This is a genomic window from Halorussus salinus (genome assembly GCF_004765815.2).
In the GTDB taxonomy this organism is placed as follows: domain Archaea; phylum Halobacteriota; class Halobacteria; order Halobacteriales; family Haladaptataceae; genus Halorussus; species Halorussus salinus.
The window spans coordinates 148,613-165,175 of record NZ_SBIS02000011.1; the positions used below are offsets into that span (position 1 = coordinate 148,613).

Consider the following 16,563-nt stretch of genomic DNA (forward strand, 5'->3'; position numbering starts at 1 on the left):
TGAGCGGTTCGGAACTGTGGGTACGGACGGCAAACGGACGGAATTCGATGCCGGAATCGCGCGTCCGAGGCCGACAGCTTCCCCGGAAATGTGACCCTAACTCGCGGTAAGCCGACGATAACTTCCGTCTCACACGGTTATTCCGGTAATACCGCTCGGGCAACCGGCAAATAACAAAGACCGCTTCGTGGTAAGCGCCGGATGCGAAGCGACCGACCAACTATGAGGGGGAGACACAACACGCGGTTACCCGAGCGGTTCGACGAACAAGTCACGCTTGAAATCGAGGACGACACGGACGGCACGCCGACGGTCCGAATGCAGGACGAGTCGGCCGCCGACGCGTGGATTTCCGCTGACATTCAGGCCCTCGTCTCGCTACCGGAGTACGAGTAACTTCTACTGGACTACTCGACCAGTTCGATCTCGTCGTCGCCGTTGGGCACGGCGCAGATGAACGCGCCCGGTTCGTCGCCCTCGTTTCGGTACCAGTGGACGACGCCCGCGGGAATCAACAGCGAGTCGCCTTCGCCGACGGTGTACTCTTCGTCTCCGATACCCACGACGTACTCGCCCGAGAGGACGTACTGCTCGTGTTCGACCTCGTTGGTGTGTTCGGGCACCGACGCGCCGGGGTCGAGTTCGAATCGCCGAATGGCGAAGTTCGGCGCGCCGCGCTCCTCGTCTATCAGGACGCCCTTGGACATGCCGTCGGCCGCGCCGACCTCCTCGTACTCTATCTCCTCGCTTCGGCGAATCAGTGGCTTCGGTCGCTGACTCATGGCCGGGGCTACGCGGGCGAGTCGTAAAAAGTTGCGTCGAGCGACGGCGGGACTGCTTTGGACTCATATGAGACAGAATTAACTCTCTTTGAGAAACCTTTAAATTGTTCTGCGGTCGGCGCGCGCTGGTGCGACCCGCAAGTGGTCGCGCCATCGGCGCGCGAGGTCTGCGCGAACGGATGTGAGCGCACGGCTCGGGAGACGCGGTTTGTCTCCCGGTGGACGAGCAACGGAGGCCGGAGCGAAGCGGAGGCCGAGTAGCGCAGTCGGTTGGGGAGGACGTGGCCGTCGCGGTGCTGTGCGGGGCGGTGGCAGTGGCGGTGGCTCCTTTTTGTCGGCTCTAGCTTGCGTTGCTGTCGCGGTTCGCAGTCGCGGTAGCAGTGCTGTCGCGGTTCGCAGTCACGGTAGCAGTGCTGTTGCGGTGCGGTCGCAGTAGGATTCGCTCAAGCGGAAACTCAAGTTCGCGTCGCCGACGAACTCGAAGCAGACAAAAACAGAACCAACCCGAAATAAAACCCCACTCCGCCCTAATCCGACCGAGGAGCCTCCGAAAGCTCCGCGTAGGGCGTGAAGCCGTCGTCGGGCGTCACCAGCCCCGACTGGAGCGCACAGGCCGCCGCGCCGAGACCCCGCGACGAGAGCGGGCCGCGCCGGACACACCGGAACGCGATGTTCTTGGCGGCGTTGTAGTCGTCGTGAGCCGACGCCTCGCACTTCAGGCACTCGAACTGGCTCTCGTCGAGGTTCCGGTTCTGCGGGTGGGTGAACCCACACTCCATGCACCGCTGGCTGGTGTACTCCGGGTTGACCTCCACGACCGCGACGCCCTCCTCGGCGGCCCGATACTCCACGAACGAGAGGAGTCGCTCGAAGAGCCACTCGTGGTACGTCTCGGCCTCGGGGAGGAGGTCGGCGGCTTCGCTCAGTTCGCCGAACGCGATTAGTTCGCAGTCGTACTCGACGGCCTCGGCGACGATGCCGTTGGCGACCTCGTGGAGGCGCTGGCGGACGAAGCGGTCGATGCGTTCGCCCGCCTGCCGGAGCGTGCGCGCCGCGCTCCGGGTGCCGGTGGCGTCGAGGGAGGCCCGGACCTCCTCGAACTCGTCGCGGCGGTGGTTCAGTTCGCCCGCGCCGAAGAAGCGCGCGGTGCTGGTGACCGCGAGGTTCTCGACGCCCAAATCGACGCCCAGAACCGTCGCGCCCTCGGTCGGCGAGTCGATGGCGGGCCGAGGAGTCCGGAAGCCCAGATGGAAGGTGAACTCGCCGTCGCGGTAGTGGAGGGTACTCTTGGCGGGTTCCCACTCGTCGTCGTCCAAGTACCGGGACTGATAGCCGTCGTCCGAGAGCTTCAGGTCGCACCGAACGCGCTCGCCGGTCGTCGTGAGACTGACCGTGTGGTCGTCGAACACCGTCATCGTCCGGGTGTCGAACGCGACGGTCGGAGTGGTGAACTCCGGTCGCTCGCCCTCGCGCTCCCGAGCGCGCTTGATGGCCTCGGCTGCCCGGTGGGTCGCCAACACCGCGTGCTGGCTTCCGAGGTCGGTCTCCTCGCGCAGGCGGTCGTACGCGAGCTGTTGGACTTCGCTTCGCGTGTGACAGACACCCCACGCCTCGTTGACCGCGAGTTGGCACCCGCGTTTCCACGCGTCGACCAACTCGCGAAGCCGTGCGGCGTCCGTCGGGGACACGGAGAGTCCGGTGACTGCGGTTCGTCTGCAATATTCGGTGTCTGCCACGTTGTACGTGACTGTCTCCGGGGGCATCTTGAATACTTTGGCTTGGCCGGGCAGAATAAGTCAACTCGTCAGAACGGTTGGTGGAACGAGGCGGCGAAACGTTGGTGGAACGAGGCGGCGAAACGTTGGTGGAACGAGGCGGCGAAACGTTGGTGGAACGAGGCGGCGAAACTGACGACAGGCCCGGTCGCTGGCGCGAGCGCAGGCCGGGGGCCGTCGCCGCCAACCCTACCGTTAATACTCTGCCACGGCTACCCATACGTATGAGAAGTTTCACCGTCGGGCGGGCGTTCGGGATTCCGATAAAACTCGACCTGACGTTCCTCCTCGTCTTGCCGGTGTTCGCGTGGCTCATCGGCTCGCAGGTGGGGACGCTGGTCGGGAGTCTCAACCTGCTTTGGCGCACCAACCTCGATGCCGCGGCGCTCACCACCGGGAATTTAGAGTGGATACTCGGCGCTGTCGCGGCGGTCGGCCTGTTCGTCGGCGTCGTCCTCCACGAACTCGGCCACTCGCTGGTGGCGATGCGCTTTGGCTTCCCCATCGACTCCATCACGCTGTGGATTTTCGGCGGCATCGCGCGACTGACCGAGACGCCCGAGGAGTGGAAGCAGGAACTGCTCATCGCCGTCGCCGGTCCCGCAGTCAGCGTCGCACTCGGGGTCCTCTCCTACGGCGCGCTCCTCGTGACCGGCGGTCTACCCGCGGTCCAGTTCCTGTTCGGCTACCTCGCGCTGATAAACATCACGCTGGCGATATTCAACCTCCTGCCCGGCTTCCCGATGGACGGCGGGCGCGTCCTCCGCGCGCTACTGGCCCGAAACCGGTCGTTCGCCGACGCGACCCAGACCGCCGCCGAGGTCGGCAAGATATTCGCCATCGTCCTCGGCCTGTTCGGCCTGTTCAGCGGCAACATTCTCCTCATCGGTATCGCCTTCTTCATCTACATCGGCGCGACCAGCGAGGCCCAACAGACCGTGATGAACGCCGCGTTCCGCGACGTGCGCGTCAGGGACGTGATGACGCCCGTCGAGAAACTGAACACGGTCGAGGCCGACATCTCGGTCGCCGACCTGATGGAGACGATGTTCCGCGAGCGCCACACCGGCTACCCCGTCATGGACCGCGGCGAGTTGGTCGGGATGGTCACGCTCGACGACGCCCGACAGGTCTCGGACGTGGAGCGAGAGGCCTACACGGTCCGGGACGTGATGTCCGGCGACCTGAAGACGATTCCGGCCTCCGACGACGCGATGAGCGCGTTCGAGCAACTCCAGCAACACGGCATCGGTCGCCTGCTGGTCATCGACGCCGACGGCGAACTCGCCGGACTGGTCTCCCGGACCGACCTGATGACCGCCTTCGACATCATCCAGAAGAGCGGCCGCGCCGACCGCATCACGCCGACCGAACAGCCCGTGCGCGAGACCGAACAGCCCTCCCGATAATGTGCGGACGAACCTCGCTGTTCGCCGACCCGGAACTGGTCCGCGAGCGATTCGACGCCGAACCGGTCCGGGCGCTCGAACCCCGATACAACGTCTCGCCCGGCCAGTCTCACCCCGTCGTCCGGAACGACGACCCCGACGCCATCCGGTTTCCGACGTGGGGGCTGGTACCCCGGTGGAGCGACGACGCGCCCTCGTCGGGCCACATCAACGCCCGGAGCGAGACGCTGGCCGAGAAGCCGAGTTTCCGCGAGGCGTTCGCCGAGCGCCGGTGTCTCGTCCTCGCGGACGGCTTCTACGACTGGAAGCCCACCCCGACCGGGAAACAGCCCTACCGAATCGAACGCAAAGACCGCGAACCCTTCGCGTTCGCTGGCCTCTGGGAACCCCGGAACGAGGGCGCGGCGTCGTCCGCGGCGGACAATGCCGCGACGGACGGCAGTAGGACCGGCGGCAGGACGGACGACGCCGCGACCTTCACTATCGTCACGACCGAACCGAACGCAGTGGTCGAGGAGGTCCACCATCGGATGCCGGTGATGCTTTCGCCGGGCGACGAAGGGCGGTGGCTCGATGCCGACTCGGAGGACGCGCTCGCCGACTTGCTGGACCCGTACCCCGCCGACGAGATGCGCGCCTATCCGGTCTCCGAGACGGTCAACGACCCCGAGAACGACGGTCCCGAGATAATCGAGAAGGTCCCCGCCGAGGAGGACGTACAGACAGGGCTGGACGAGTTCTGAACTACCCCCTCGTTTCGTGTGGAGTCAGAGAGAAGAAAATCGAGAACCGCATCACCGTAGCGCCACATTCGCTTCAGACTGCGAGGTCGTACCGCACCACAGTGACCGTAGTACCGCGTCGAGCCGAAAGGAGAGGTCGCAGAGTTCACGGCCGCCGGGACGAGAACTTTCGCGGGAGGGTTGGTGACACGACGGCGGGAGGCCAGCCCGCCACCAGCGCCTCCGGCAGCGCCGGGGAGCCGTCTGCTTGCACGTCGCGCCCGAGCCGTCGGGCGCACTCACTCGTAACGCGGATTCGGACTTTGTTATACGGCGGGTTCCCTGCGGAAGGAGGCGACTGTGGGCCAATCAGACGAGGTCTGAACTCGTTTTGCAACGATTGAAACGGTCGTCCGCGAACGGTCGGAGCAGAGCTATCCGGTCGTTGAACTACGATTCGAAGAAGCGATACGGCATAAACAGTAAAAGCGTGAAATTTTGAAGGGTCCAGGTGCGAGAATCGAACCCGCGTCTCAGCCTCCACAAGGCTGAAGGATAGTCCACTACCCCAACCCGGACACGCACTTGGCGATAGTAGCCTGAAATTAAAATACGTTACGACTCTGTGCGATACTGCCAGACAGTGACACTCCGACCAACGGAGAAGTGTGGTAGGACCGTGACGACGAGCGAAGCGACGACACGCTTTTGGGTGCCAGCACCCAACTGACGGCCAAGCGTGGCCATCACGGACAAAATCTACGTTAAGAACCACCGGCAAATCGGGTCCCAGCTAGAGACCAACATCCCGAAGGGCGCGTTCAAGGGCGCGACGCTCGACATGCTGTTTCAGGGCGACAACCTCGCGCAATTGGACGACACGACCCAAGAGCGGGTGCTGGACTTCGCGGAGGACTTTCTGGACTGCGACTGCCAGAGCAACCCCTACTGTGGCTGTCCCGAGCGCAAGTTCATGCGCTACCTGCTCCGTCTCCGCGAGCAGGGGATGGGACCGGACGCCATCGTGGACGTGATGACCGACGACTACATGGTGTACGCCTACCCCGGCGACGTGCTGTCGTTCCTCGACAACTCGGTGCGGACGCTCGAAGCCGTCGAGGAGCTAGCGGGCGTCGAGGGCGACGGCGAGATGGAGTCGAAGGCGAGACGGAAGAAAGAGAGCCTGTCCGGCTAATCGCCCCGACCTACCCGAGTCGGTAGGTCTCGTCGCTGTCGAGTTCGTCGTCCAGTTCTTCGAGGTGGACGACCTCCTCCACGTCGTCGCTCTCCTCGACCTCGTCTTGGAGCCGACTCGCGTACTGCTTGTACTCCTGTAACTGCTCGCGGAGATGTTCGGCTTCGAGTTCGAGGCGCTCGTGTTCGCGGATGAAGCTCTTGGGCACTTCGACCTTCGGCGGGAACTCGGTGCCGTCGGTCTCCTCGCCGAGTTCGGTCTCGGGGACGACCTGCACCCGGCCGTCGTGGGCGACGAGGGTGTCCACGTAGTCGCGGAACACCGCCGACAGCGAGATGTCTCGCTCCTCGGCAATCTCCCGGAGCGTCTCGAAGGAGTCTTCGTTGACCCGGAACGAGATCGTCTTGTTCTTGTTACCCATCTTGGTGATAAGTCGCACGCGGGACCACTTAAGGATTGGTCAGACGCCCGAGGAGGGGAACCGAGCGCGGGTCCGGGCCGACGGTCACCGCCGCTCCTCGGCGGTTCCGCCGAGTCGGAGACCCCACCGAAACGGCCGCACTACCGTCTTCCGGCCAGATTTTATACGGATTCGCGTCGTCGTCCCGTCAGTGACGGGGTCAGCGGTGCAACCCTTCGTTTTGCAGATAGACGACGTATCGGGAGTCGCTATCGAGGGGTACCTCGACCTGCTCTGGGACTTCGCGGTGGCCGTCGTCGTGTTCGTCGCGCTGTACGTCGTCGGGCGGCGGGTCGTACTCCCGATAGTCGAGCGCGCGCTCGCCACCCAACGGATTCAAGAGACCGTCGCCACCGCGCTAGTCAAGACCGCCCACGTCGTCGTGATACTGACCGCGCTCCGCCTCGCGCTCGACGTGGCCGACTACGGCTACCTACTGTCGATTCCGCCGACCGTCGTCGCCGCCCTGACGGTCGCCGTCGGCTTCGCCAGTCGGGACATCGCGGCGAACCTCGTCGGCGGCGTCTTCATCGTGACCGACCCGAAGTTCAACATCGGCGACTGGATTCGCTGGCAGGACAAGGAGGGCGTCATCGAGGACATCAGCTTTCGCGTGACGCGCGTCCGGACGTTCGACAACGAACTGCTGACCGTGCCCAACTCCCAACTGGCCACCAGCGCCGTCGTCAACGCGGTCGCCAAGTCCCCCCGCCGCATCTCTCACACGTTCCACGTCGGCGACGACGCCGACCTCGCGGAAGTGGCGACCCTCCTCGTCGAGGAGGCCCGAGCCAGCGAGAACGTCCTCGACCGGCCGACGCCGACCGTTCGCGTGGTCGAACTGGACAACGGCCGGGCGGGCGTGCAGGCCCGCTACTGGATAGACAAGCCCTCGCGCGAGGCGTTCGTCACCATCCGGTCGAACTACCTCCAGCGCGTGAACCGGCGGTTGAACGAGGCGGGCATCGAACTGCCGGAGTAGCCCGACGAGCGGACGGCGAGGCCGTCGCTTTCGGGACCGGTCGCGTCGGCGAGTTACATCGCGTCCGCGAACGACCGCAGGAGTTTGTTCTCCGCTCGGCGGAGGTGTTCTTCGAGGGTGCGGCGCTCGACGCCCAACTGGTCGGCGACCTCGGCGGTGGTCACGTCGCGGGGAATCCGGTAGTAACCCATCTCGACGGCGGTCGCGAGCGCGTCGCGCTGGCGCGGCGAGAGGTCCGGGAGCGCCGAATCGAAGGTCAGGAGCGGCCGGTCGGCCCGGACCGACGCCACCTCACGCTTCGACTCCACGACGACCGAGAAGTCGGCGGCCACGTCGCGGTAGAACGCGGTCAGGTTCGCCGAGTCGAGCGCAAGCACGCGACACCACTTGCGGCCCTCGGCGTACCGGAGCGGCGGCACCAGCAGGCAGTCGTGTGCCGCGAGCGTGGCCTCGATGGGGTCCTCGTCGCGGGCTTTCAGGCACTCGTCGGTGATGAGCAACTGCTCGTCGCCCTCGGCGATACGCTCGCGGACGCCGACGGCCTCCTCGACGTGAGTAAGGACCTCCTCGGCTCCCGACCCGCCGACGTGCAGGAGGTCGCAGTGGTCGTTGCACCAGAGTTCGACGGTCGTGTCGGTGCCCGCGGTCGCGGCGGCGTACGCGCCGGGGTGTTCGATTCCGAGGAGGGCCTCGTGCATCGACCGGAAAGGGAGCGTGACGATACTTAAAACACCCTCCCTTAGGCGGTATTCAGCTATTTGCGTCTCGCGCCCGACTAGCGTACCATGAGCGAAGGCCAATCGGAACAGTCCGACGAAGAACGCCGCGACGCCGAGGAGACCGCGGAGTGGAGCGTCGGCGAACCGAGCGACCAGTGGAAGGAGTATCGGGGCGCACCGACCGGCACCGACATCGAGTGCGAAGGCTGGCGACAAGAGGCCGCGCTCCGGATGTTGAACAACAACTTGGACCCGGAGGTCGCCGAGAAGCCCGAGGAGCTAGTCGTCTACGGCGGCACCGGTCGGGCCGCGCGGTCGTGGGACGCCTACGACGCGATTCTGGCCGAGTTGCGCGAGTTGGCCGATAGCGAGACCCTGCTGGTCCAGTCCGGCAAACCGGTCGGTCGGTTCGAGACCCACGAGGAGGCACCGAGAGTCCTCATCGCCAACTCGAACCTCGTCGGCAAGTGGGACGACTGGGACCACTTCCACGAGTTGGAGGCGAAGGGCCTCATCATGTACGGTCAGATGACCGCCGGGTCGTGGGCCTACATCGGCACGCAGGGCATCATCCAAGGCACCTACGAGACCTTGGCGGAGTTGGCCGAACAGCACTACCCCGACAATCGGGGCCTCGAAGGCAAAATCGTCGTCACGGGCGGTCTCGGCGGGATGGGCGGTGCCCAACCACTCGCGGTGACGATGAACCACGGCGTCTGTATCGCCGCGGAGGTAGACGAGGAGCGCATCGACCGGCGCATCGAGACGGGGTACTGTCAGGAGAAGACCGACGACTTAGACGAGGCCATCGAGAAGGCGAAAGAAGCCGCCGAGCGGGGCGAACCCTACTCGGTCGGCGTCCACGTCAACGCCGCGGACATGCTGGAAGGGATGTTGGAGCGGGATTTCGTCCCCGACGTGGTGACCGACCAGACCAGCGCCCACGACGAGTTGGAGGGCTACTACCCCTCGGGCTACACCGTCGAGGAGGCCGACGAGTTGCGCGACGAGGACCCCGAGGAGTACGTCGAAGCGAGCCTCGACACGATGGCGCGCCACGTGCGGGGCATCTTGGACATGCAGGACGAGGGCGCGATAGCCTTCGAGTACGGCAACAACATCCGCGGGCAGGTCGAGGACCACCGCGAGATGGAAGACGCGTTCGAGTTCCCCGGCTTCGTCCCCGCCTACATCCGGCCGCTGTTCTGTCGCGGGAAGGGACCGTTCCGGTGGGCCGCGCTCTCGGGCGACCCCGAAGATATTTATCGGACCGACGAGGCGGTGAAGGAGTTGTTCCCCGAGAAAGACCACCTCCACCGCTGGATAGACCTCGCCCGAGAGCAGGTCGAGTTTCAGGGCCTCCCGTCGCGAGTCTGTTGGTTGGGGTATCAGGCGGGCGACGGCGACGACGCCGACACCGACGCCGGGGATGATGTCGAGGAGGGCGACGGTCTCACCGAGCGCGCCCGGTTCGCGCTCCGCATCAACGACCTCGTGGCGGAGGACGAGATTTCGGCCCCGGTGGTCGTCACCCGCGACCACTTGGACGCCGGGAGCGTGGCCAGCCCCAACCGCGAGACGGAAGCCATGCGCGACGGTTCCGACGCCATCGCGGACTGGCCGATACTGAACGCCCTGCTCAACTGCGCGGCCGGGGCCGACATCGTGTCGGTCCACGACGGCGGCGGGGTCGGCATCGGCAACGCGCTCCACGCGAACAACCACGTCGTGTTGGACGGGTCGGACCTCGCCGCCGAGAAGGCCCGCAGGGTCTTCACCACCGACCCCGGCATGGGCGTGATTCGCCACGCCGACGCTGGCTACGACGAGGCGCTGGCGGAGGCGGAGGAATCGAACGTCGCCGTACCGATGCGGGACCGAGAATGACCGACTGCAGACACACTTTCGACTGGATGGGACCCTCCAACGACAACCACGACGAACAGTTCGGCCACGTGGTCGAACTCGCGAGTATCGACGACGCCGACCGCTTCGACGCCGTGCTGGTCGGCGAACCGTTCGACCGGGCGGTCATCGGTCGGAAGGGCGCGAGCGAGGGACCGGCGGCGCTCCGCCAGCACCTCGCGGGCACCAAGACCCACCACTTCGACGCCGGACCGGTCGGCTCCGTCGCGGACTTGGGCGACGTAACGATGGGTGATGGCGACCCCGAGGAGCAGTCGGTCGCCGACCTCCAAGCGCGCGTCCGGACCATCGCCGAGCGCGTCCACGACGCGGACGCCTTTCCCGTCTTCCTCGGCGGCGACAACTCGATGACGTACCCGAACGCCGCGCCTCTGCTGGACGAGGGGTCGCTCGGCGTCGTCAACTTCGACGCCCACCTCGACGTGCGCGAGGTCCGGGAGGAGCGCGGCCCGACCAGCGGGACGCCCTACCGGCAACTCTACGACGAGGGCCTCGACGCCTACGCCTGCGTCGGCGCGCGCCACTTCGAGACCTCGACCGACTACGCCGAGTACGTCCGCGAGCGGGGCGGCGAGGTCGTCACGGCCGAGGAGGTCGGCGACGACCCGATAGAAGCAATCGACCGCGCGATAGACGCGATGGGCGACGTTGACCGGATATACGCCAGCGTCGATTTGGACGTGCTGGACGCCGCGGCCGCGCCCGGCGTGAGCGCGCCCACGCCCGGCGGTATCTCCTCGCGGGAGTTGTTCAGGATGCTCCGGTTGGTCGGCGCGGAGGACCGCCTCGCGGGCTTCGAGGTCGTGGAGTGTGCCCCGGCGCTCGAATCGGGCACCGCGAACCTGACCGCGAGCGCCGGGTCGCGCGCTATCGCGCACCTCCTGAGCGCCCGGCCGAGACGCGACGAGCGCGAGGAGAACGGCGGACGCGATGCCGCGGGAGGGCGACGATGACGCTCACCGCGGTCGTCTACGACGCCGCCGAAATCGTCACGCTCGAAGCGAACGAGGGCAACGACGGCGGACGGGCGAGTGCGAGCGACGACGAGACCCCCGACGAGACCGCCGACCTCGGCATCTACGAGGACGCCGCCGTCGCCATCGAGGACGGCGAGGTCGCGCGGGTCGGTGCCTCCGGTCCCGTGACCCGCGAGTTCCCGCCGGAGAACGCGGCCTACGCGGTGGACGCGACCGGGAAGTCGGTGATTCCGGGGTTCGTGGACCCCCACACCCACGCGCTGTTCGCGGGCGACCGCTCCGACGAGTTCCAAGCCAAACTGCGCGGCAAGACGTATCAGGAGATTATGGCCGAGGGCGGCGGCATCCTCCGGACCGTCAGGGCGACCCGCGAGGCGAGCGACGAGCAACTGCTCGACCACCTGCTGGGACACCTCGACACGATGCTGGCCCACGGGACGACGACGGTGGAGGTAAAGTCGGGGTACGGTCTCGACACCGAGACCGAACTCCGGATGCTCGACATCATCGACCGGGCGGACGACCGCCACGCCGTGGACGTGGTGGCGACGTTCATGGGTGCCCACGCGGTGCCCGAGGGCCGAGAGGCAGACAACTACGTGGCGGAGGTCGTGGACGACCAACTTCCCGAGGTCGCGTCGCAGGGCATCGCGCAGTTCTGCGACGTGTTCTGCGAGGAGGGCGTCTTCGACGTGGACCAGTCCCGCCGCGTCTTGGAAGCCGGAAAGGACGCCGGACTCACGCCGAAGGTCCACGCCGAGGAGTTGTCCCACATCGGCGGGACCAAACTCGCGGCCGAAATCGGGGCCGCGAGCGCCGACCACCTCCTCCACTCGACCGAGGAGGACATCGCCGCGCTCGTGGACGCCGACGTGGTTCCGGTTCTCCTCCCCGGCACCGCGTTCGGTCTCGGCGCGGAGTACGCCGACGCGCGGGCCTTCCTCGACGCGGGCGCGGACGTGGCCATCGCGACCGACTTCAACCCGAACTGCTACAGCCAGAGCATGGGATTCGCGGCGTCGCTGTCCTGCGTCGAGATGGGACTGACCCCCGCCGAAGCCCTCCGCGCGGCGACGACGAACGCGGCCGCCGCGCTCGACTTGCCCGAATCGGTCGGCACCCTGCGCGAGGGGGCACCCGGCGATTTGGCGATTCTGGACGCGCCGAGCTACGTCCACGTTCCCTACAACTTCGGCGTGAACGCGGTCGAGACCGTCCTGAAGGACGGGGAGGTGGTCTCCCGTGAGTGATTCGGACCGCGGTCGTGATGTCGGCGGCGGCGGCGGACCGGAATCGGACCCCGACGGCGAGGCGGTGCTGGCCGACGGCGAATCGCTCGTTCCCGAGGAGGTCGCTCGGGTCGCGCGCGAGGACGCGCGCGTCGTCGTGCCCGAGAGCGCCCGCAAGAAGGTTCGGACCGCCCGCGAGCGCGTCGCGGAGGTCGTCGAGAGCGGCGAGGCCGTCTACGGCGTCAACACGGGGTTCGGCGAACTCGTGGACGAGCGCATCCCCCGCGAGGACATCGAGCAGTTACAGCTCAATCTGGTCCGGAGCCACGCCGCCGGAGCGGGCCGCGAACTGGCCCGCGAGGAGGTCCGGGCGTTACTCCTCGGGCGACTCAACGCCTTGGTCAAGGGGTACTCGGGCGTCCGGGAGTCGGTCGTGGACCTCCTCGCGGCGATGCTCAACGAGCGGATTCACCCGGTCGTGAAATCGAGGGGAAGCCTCGGCGCGAGCGGCGACCTCGCGCCACTGGCGCACCTCGCGCTCGTGCTGGTCGGGGAGGGCGAGGCGGAAGTGGAGATGGACGGAGAGACTCATCGAATGGACGGCGCGGACGCGCTCGCCGCGGCCGACCTCGAACCGCTGACCCTCCGGGCGAAGGAGGGCATCGCGCTCATCAACGGGACCCAACTGACCGTCGGTCTCGCCGCGCTGGCGGTCGTGGACGCCGAGCGCGCGGTCCGGGCCGCCGACGTGGCGGGGTCGCTCACGACCGAGGTGACGATGGGGACCACGGCGTCGGCCGACGAATCCATCGCGGCCGTCCGACCCCACGCGGGCCACGCCGAGAGCGCCCGGAACGTCAAGCTCCTCACCGAGGACTCCGAAGTCGTGGAGTCCCACCGAAACTGCGACCGAGTGCAGGACGCCTACTCGGTTCGGTGTCTGCCCCAAGTTCACGGCGCGGTCCGGGACGCGATTGGTCATCTGCGAGAAGCCGTCGAAGTCGAACTAAACAGCGCGACGGACAACCCGCTCATCTTCGACGCGGCCGACGCCGACGAGCGCGCGTCGGGGACGGAAAACGCCGCCGTCCTCTCGGGCGGCAACTTCCACGGCGACCCGCTCGCGCTCCCGCTTGACTACCTGACGAACGCGATTACCGAACTCGCGGCCATCTGCGAGCGCCGCGTCGACAGGATGCTGAACCCGAACGTGCAGGAGGACCACCTGCCGCCGTTTCTCACCGAGGAGAGCGGCCTGCGCTCGGGGTACATGATAGCCCAGTACACCGCGGCGGCGTTGGTCAACGAGAACCGCGCGACCGGGAGGCCCTCGATGGACAACACGCCGGTCAGCGGGAACCAAGAGGACCACGTGAGCATGAGCGCCCAGTCGGCGTTCGACGCGCGGGGGGCGGTCGAGAACGCGCTCACCGTCGTGGGAATCGAACTCGTCTGCGGCGCGCAGGCCGCCGAATTTCTGGACGACGACCTCTCGCACGGCGTCGGCACCGGCGCGGCCTACGAGGCGGTACGGGAGGTCGTCGCGCCGCTGGTCGAAGACCGGCCGCTCCACGGCGACATCGAGCGGGCCGACGCACTCGTCGCGTCGGGATTACTGGCAGAACGAGTCGAGGAGGCCCTCGGCGAGTCACTCGATTGAGTCGGTCGAACTGCTCGGGTCGCGGCGCGGTGTCCGTCCGGAGGGACAGACCGCCAGCGCGGCGCGCCCCGTCAGCCCATCAGGTACCGGAGCCATCCGTTCCGTTTCACCAACGCCGTCTCCTCGAGGAGTTCGTCGAGGCCGAGGATGCGGCCCGCGCCGAACGCCCCGAGACCGAACAGGAGCAGGGCGTAGACGACGTGCGAGTCGATGACAATGCCGTTCGCGAGCGGGAGGCTGGCCGCCCAGTAGAACAGCATCATCACCGCGCCCCAGAGCGCGCTCCACCGGACGAACGCCCCGACGAGCAACGCGAGGCCGACCAGCGTCAGTCCCCACTGGTTCAGCGGGTCGATGAGCCACAGCCAGTCGTTGGCCATCGTGGCCCAGACGCCGGTGAAGGGGTTACCTTCCGGAATCGCGTTGAGCAGGAAGCCCTCTGCGGACCACGAGGAGTCCAGCACCTTCGTGATTCCGGCGTAGAACAGCGTCCAGCCCATCACGACCCGGAGGCCGAACAGGGCGTAGCCGACCCACGTCTCGGAGTACCGGAAGTTTGTGCGTCGCCCGAACAGTTCCGCTTCGAGTTCACGAGTGGACATCGGTGGTCACCTCACATGCGGTAGTTGTTCGGCACAACCCTTTAACGGGGGCCGCGAATCCCAGTCGCTGAAAATCGCTCGGGAACCGAGCAAAAAGTATTGCGGTCGTTTTCGCCGCGTCAGAGTCGGAACCTTCTATTAACGGGGGCGAGACCGTACCCAGACACATGTACCAGATACTGGCCGCAATCGGGACGGACGAAGACCGGGCGCTCGAACAAGCCGAGACCATCCTCGACCTGCCGCGGAACGGCGACGTGTCGGTGACGCTGTTCCACGACTTCGCGGACGGCAACCCCGAGGGCGCGTCGGTCCATCAGGTCGGGGCGGTCCGCCGGGCCGCCGAGCGACTCGAAGAAGCGGGCATCGAGGTCGGCTACGCCGAGTCGAGCGGCGACGCCGCCGAGACCATCCTCCGAACCGCCGACGAGATGGACGCCGACCTGCTGTGTCTCGCGCCGCGCGGGCGGACACCGACGGGCAAGGCGCTGTTCGGGAGCGTGACCCAGCAAGTTCTCTTGGAGGGCGACCGGCCGGTCCTCGTCGTCGGCGCTGGCGAGGCGGGCGAGTAGGCGACGAGCTAGACAACTCTATCCACCGATAGAAAATATAAATAGTCGTTAGAGTATGGAAAATCTGTCTCCGGGCGCGTTCAGTCGCTTCTGACCGGCCCGCGTGCGCGGCGGGTCTCGTCGGCGTCCGGCGGGTCGGCATCCGGCGAGTCGGCGTCTGCGCTCTCGCCACCGCTCGCCGACGCCCGGAAGACGCCGTGTTCGTCGCACTCGTACGCGTCCCGGACGACGTGCTGGCACGTCCGTCCGCAGTCCGGACACGGGCGGGTCGCCTCCTCGGCGTTCGGGTCGGCGTCCATCTCGTGATAAACTTCGCGCCACCCGGCGCTCGGCGACTCGCGTTCGTCAACCATCCGCCCGCGCTCCGTCTGGTCGGCGGTTCCGTCGGTCGTCACCGCTGCGTTGTTCGTCACCGCTGCGTTGTTCGTCACCGCCGCGTCGCTCGTCACCGGGTCCCGTCTCGTCGTCGCGCTCGTCGGTCGCTCGGCCACCGCAGCGGAAGCACTCCTCGCGGAGTCGCCGGTCGGTGGTTTCGAGGCCGCATCGCTCGCACCGCCAGTAGCGGTGGTCGAGGTCGCCGTCGCTGTCCCTGCCGACGTGTGGGCCGGTGACGGTCTCGGTACTTTCTTGTGACCGTGGCGTGTTCGTGGCCATTGGGCTTGCTCGTTTCGGGGCACGCCCAGCGTTCGGGTGCTGGTCCCACCCGGCGCACTTCGAGGCGCGGTCGCTGGGCTACTCGTAGCACTGTTCTCGCGGTATTCGGCGGTCTCCTGTCTCGTACTCACCCCCGTGAGTCGGTCGGCTTCCCCCTCGAAAGTCGGTCGAGCGTCGATTCCTCGCCGCCGGATGTTCGTCCGGCTAGGTGCCCGAGTCGCGGGCTACGCCTGCGGTTCGGGTTCGGTTCCGGCCTCGGCGTCGTCGGCCGACTCCGATTCGGTTCCGGCGGCGTCGCGGTCGTCCGCGCCGGAGTTCCCGGCGCTCGGGTCGTCTTGGAGACTTTCGAGCGCCGAGACGACGGATTCGCGGTAGCGTTCGAGCGGGATGTCGTACTCCGATTCGGCCATCCGGGCGTACTCGTTGGTGTCCGCCTCGAACGCCTCGATGCGGTCTAAGGTCTGCTCTGCGGTCTCGACCACCCAGCGGTCGCGGGTGTCCGGACCGACTTCGGTGATGGACTCGGGTCGCACGGAGACGTTGACCGTCCCGTCGTCAGTCTCGAACGTCCGGGGCTTGCCGGTGATGGCGACGTACGCGGGCGGTTCGAGTTCCCGGAGCATGCTCGCGGCTTCCGGCTGGTACTGACCGGCGTAGACGAAGAACGGGTCGCCGTTCGGGTCCACGACCCGGCCCTGCCAGTACTCGCTGTCCTCGCCCACGTCCTCGGTCTCGGTCAGCGTACCGACGACGAAGATGCGGTTGGCCCGCGCGCCCGTCGGCAACAGGACGTACACCGGGGCGCGCTCCTCGTCGGACTCTTTGAACGTGTGCGTCGCGTCGTTGAACTCGTCTGCGAAGACGCGTCGGGCGACTTCGCGGGTAGGTGCTCCACTCAT

17 protein-coding genes and 1 tRNA gene are annotated in these 16,563 nt (G+C 66.9%); 10 read left to right on the plus strand and 8 right to left on the minus strand.

The features are described 5' to 3' along the window. Positions 1-222: 222 nt before the first annotated feature. Complete coding sequence (locus EPL00_RS20110; protein WP_162224282.1) at positions 223-396, plus strand: hypothetical protein; 174 nt, start codon at positions 223-225, stop codon at positions 394-396. An 11-nt stretch (positions 397-407) separates the two neighbouring features. Here the strand turns inward: EPL00_RS20110 and EPL00_RS20115 are convergent, their stop codons facing one another. Together EPL00_RS20115 and EPL00_RS20120 are read right to left on the minus strand one after the other, a co-directional pair. After that, the gene (locus tag EPL00_RS20115) at positions 408-782 is read right to left on the minus strand and encodes a cupin domain-containing protein (RefSeq protein WP_135854850.1); all 375 of its coding nucleotides are present in this window, start codon (positions 780-782) and stop codon (positions 408-410) included. A 527-nt stretch (positions 783-1,309) separates the two neighbouring features. Continuing rightward, the gene (locus EPL00_RS20120) at positions 1,310-2,518 is read right to left on the minus strand and encodes an RNA-guided endonuclease InsQ/TnpB family protein (RefSeq protein WP_135854991.1); all 1,209 of its coding nucleotides are present in this window, start codon (positions 2,516-2,518) and stop codon (positions 1,310-1,312) included. A gap of 263 nt (positions 2,519-2,781) precedes the next feature. On the opposite strand from EPL00_RS20120, the gene EPL00_RS20125 reads away from it, so the two are divergent. Together EPL00_RS20125 and EPL00_RS20130 are read left to right on the plus strand one after the other, a co-directional pair. Continuing rightward, positions 2,782-3,966: a site-2 protease family protein gene (locus tag EPL00_RS20125; protein WP_135854849.1), complete on the plus strand. Its 1,185-nt coding sequence runs from the start codon at positions 2,782-2,784 to the stop codon at positions 3,964-3,966. Continuing rightward, positions 3,966-4,709, plus strand: a complete 744-nt coding sequence (locus tag EPL00_RS20130) for an SOS response-associated peptidase (RefSeq protein ID WP_135854848.1) — start codon at positions 3,966-3,968, stop codon at positions 4,707-4,709. Before EPL00_RS20125 ends, EPL00_RS20130 begins: the two co-directional genes overlap by 1 nt. 484 nt (positions 4,710-5,193) lie before the next feature. Here the strand turns inward: EPL00_RS20130 and EPL00_RS20135 are convergent. Continuing rightward, positions 5,194-5,266: transfer RNA gene (locus EPL00_RS20135), tRNA-His, on the minus strand. A gap of 161 nt (positions 5,267-5,427) precedes the next feature. Here EPL00_RS20135 and EPL00_RS20140 point away from each other — a divergent pair. Continuing rightward, entirely contained in the window at positions 5,428-5,883 is a 456-nt protein-coding gene (locus EPL00_RS20140; protein WP_135854847.1) for a DUF5814 domain-containing protein, read from the plus strand. A gap of 10 nt (positions 5,884-5,893) precedes the next feature. On the opposite strand, the gene EPL00_RS20145 is transcribed toward EPL00_RS20140, so the two are convergent. Continuing rightward, positions 5,894-6,304 (minus strand): ribbon-helix-helix protein, CopG family, encoded by a 411-nt coding sequence (locus EPL00_RS20145; protein WP_135854846.1) that lies wholly within the window; start codon positions 6,302-6,304, stop codon positions 5,894-5,896. 190 nt (positions 6,305-6,494) lie between these two features. Between EPL00_RS20145 and EPL00_RS20150 the strand changes: the two genes are divergently transcribed. Beyond that, entirely contained in the window at positions 6,495-7,325 is an 831-nt protein-coding gene (locus tag EPL00_RS20150) for a mechanosensitive ion channel family protein (RefSeq protein WP_162224283.1), read from the plus strand. A 53-nt stretch (positions 7,326-7,378) separates the two neighbouring features. Here the strand turns inward: EPL00_RS20150 and EPL00_RS20155 are convergent, their stop codons facing one another. Continuing rightward, the gene (locus EPL00_RS20155; protein ID WP_135854844.1) at positions 7,379-8,023 is read right to left on the minus strand and encodes a helix-turn-helix domain-containing protein; all 645 of its coding nucleotides are present in this window, start codon (positions 8,021-8,023) and stop codon (positions 7,379-7,381) included. An 87-nt stretch (positions 8,024-8,110) separates the two neighbouring features. Here EPL00_RS20155 and hutU point away from each other — a divergent pair, with 87 nt between their 5' ends. The 4 genes from hutU to hutH all read left to right on the plus strand — a co-directional run bounded on the left by hutU (position 8,111) and on the right by hutH (position 13,836). After that, positions 8,111-9,931: a urocanate hydratase gene (gene hutU, locus EPL00_RS20160; protein WP_135854843.1), complete on the plus strand. Its 1,821-nt coding sequence runs from the start codon at positions 8,111-8,113 to the stop codon at positions 9,929-9,931. Between the two features lie 26 nt (positions 9,932-9,957). Next, complete coding sequence (hutG, locus tag EPL00_RS20165) at positions 9,958-10,923, plus strand: formimidoylglutamase (protein WP_238398261.1); 966 nt, start codon at positions 9,958-9,960, stop codon at positions 10,921-10,923. After that, positions 10,920-12,197, plus strand: coding sequence for an imidazolonepropionase (gene hutI, locus EPL00_RS20170; RefSeq protein WP_135854841.1), 1,278 nt, complete (start codon positions 10,920-10,922; stop codon positions 12,195-12,197). Before hutG ends, hutI begins: the two co-directional genes overlap by 4 nt. A gap of 64 nt (positions 12,198-12,261) precedes the next feature. Next, positions 12,262-13,836 (plus strand): histidine ammonia-lyase, encoded by a 1,575-nt coding sequence (hutH, locus tag EPL00_RS20175; protein WP_135854990.1) that lies wholly within the window; start codon positions 12,262-12,264, stop codon positions 13,834-13,836. Between the two features lie 71 nt (positions 13,837-13,907). Here hutH and EPL00_RS20180 read toward each other — a convergent pair whose 3' ends face one another. Continuing rightward, positions 13,908-14,438: a DoxX family protein gene (locus EPL00_RS20180; protein WP_135854840.1), complete on the minus strand. Its 531-nt coding sequence runs from the start codon at positions 14,436-14,438 to the stop codon at positions 13,908-13,910. A gap of 167 nt (positions 14,439-14,605) precedes the next feature. Here EPL00_RS20180 and EPL00_RS20185 point away from each other — a divergent pair, with 167 nt between their 5' ends. Continuing rightward, a complete protein-coding gene (locus EPL00_RS20185) occupies positions 14,606-15,010 on the plus strand; it encodes a universal stress protein (RefSeq protein ID WP_135854839.1) in 405 nt (134 codons plus the stop codon). 80 nt (positions 15,011-15,090) lie between these two features. Here EPL00_RS20185 and EPL00_RS20190 read toward each other — a convergent pair whose 3' ends face one another. Next, a complete protein-coding gene (locus EPL00_RS20190) occupies positions 15,091-15,501 on the minus strand; it encodes a hypothetical protein (protein WP_135854838.1) in 411 nt (136 codons plus the stop codon). A gap of 387 nt (positions 15,502-15,888) precedes the next feature. After that, on the minus strand, positions 15,889-16,563 hold the full coding sequence (locus EPL00_RS20195) for an RPA family protein (protein WP_135854837.1): 675 nt from the start codon (positions 16,561-16,563) through the stop codon (positions 15,889-15,891).

Excerpts from the sequence above, each read along its gene's own strand:
- EPL00_RS20110 (WP_162224282.1), top strand. The coding sequence starts at position 223 with ATGAGGGGGAGACACAACACGCGGTTACCCGAGCGGTTCGACGAACAA.
- EPL00_RS20115 (WP_135854850.1), bottom strand. The coding sequence starts at position 782 with ATGAGTCAGCGACCGAAGCCACTGATTCGCCGAAGCGAGGAGATAGAG.
- EPL00_RS20125 (WP_135854849.1), top strand. The coding sequence starts at position 2,782 with ATGAGAAGTTTCACCGTCGGGCGGGCGTTCGGGATTCCGATAAAACTC.
- EPL00_RS20130 (WP_135854848.1), top strand. The coding sequence starts at position 3,966 with ATGTGCGGACGAACCTCGCTGTTCGCCGACCCGGAACTGGTCCGCGAG.
- EPL00_RS20145 (WP_135854846.1), bottom strand. The coding sequence starts at position 6,304 with ATGGGTAACAAGAACAAGACGATCTCGTTCCGGGTCAACGAAGACTCC.
- EPL00_RS20155 (WP_135854844.1), bottom strand. The coding sequence starts at position 8,023 with ATGCACGAGGCCCTCCTCGGAATCGAACACCCCGGCGCGTACGCCGCC.
- hutU (WP_135854843.1), top strand. The coding sequence starts at position 8,111 with ATGAGCGAAGGCCAATCGGAACAGTCCGACGAAGAACGCCGCGACGCC.
- hutG (WP_238398261.1), top strand. The coding sequence starts at position 9,958 with ATGGGACCCTCCAACGACAACCACGACGAACAGTTCGGCCACGTGGTC.
- hutI (WP_135854841.1), top strand. The coding sequence starts at position 10,920 with ATGACGCTCACCGCGGTCGTCTACGACGCCGCCGAAATCGTCACGCTC.
- EPL00_RS20180 (WP_135854840.1), bottom strand. The coding sequence starts at position 14,438 with ATGTCCACTCGTGAACTCGAAGCGGAACTGTTCGGGCGACGCACAAAC.
- EPL00_RS20185 (WP_135854839.1), top strand. The coding sequence starts at position 14,606 with ATGTACCAGATACTGGCCGCAATCGGGACGGACGAAGACCGGGCGCTC.
- EPL00_RS20195 (WP_135854837.1), bottom strand. The coding sequence starts at position 16,563 with ATGAGTGGAGCACCTACCCGCGAAGTCGCCCGACGCGTCTTCGCAGAC.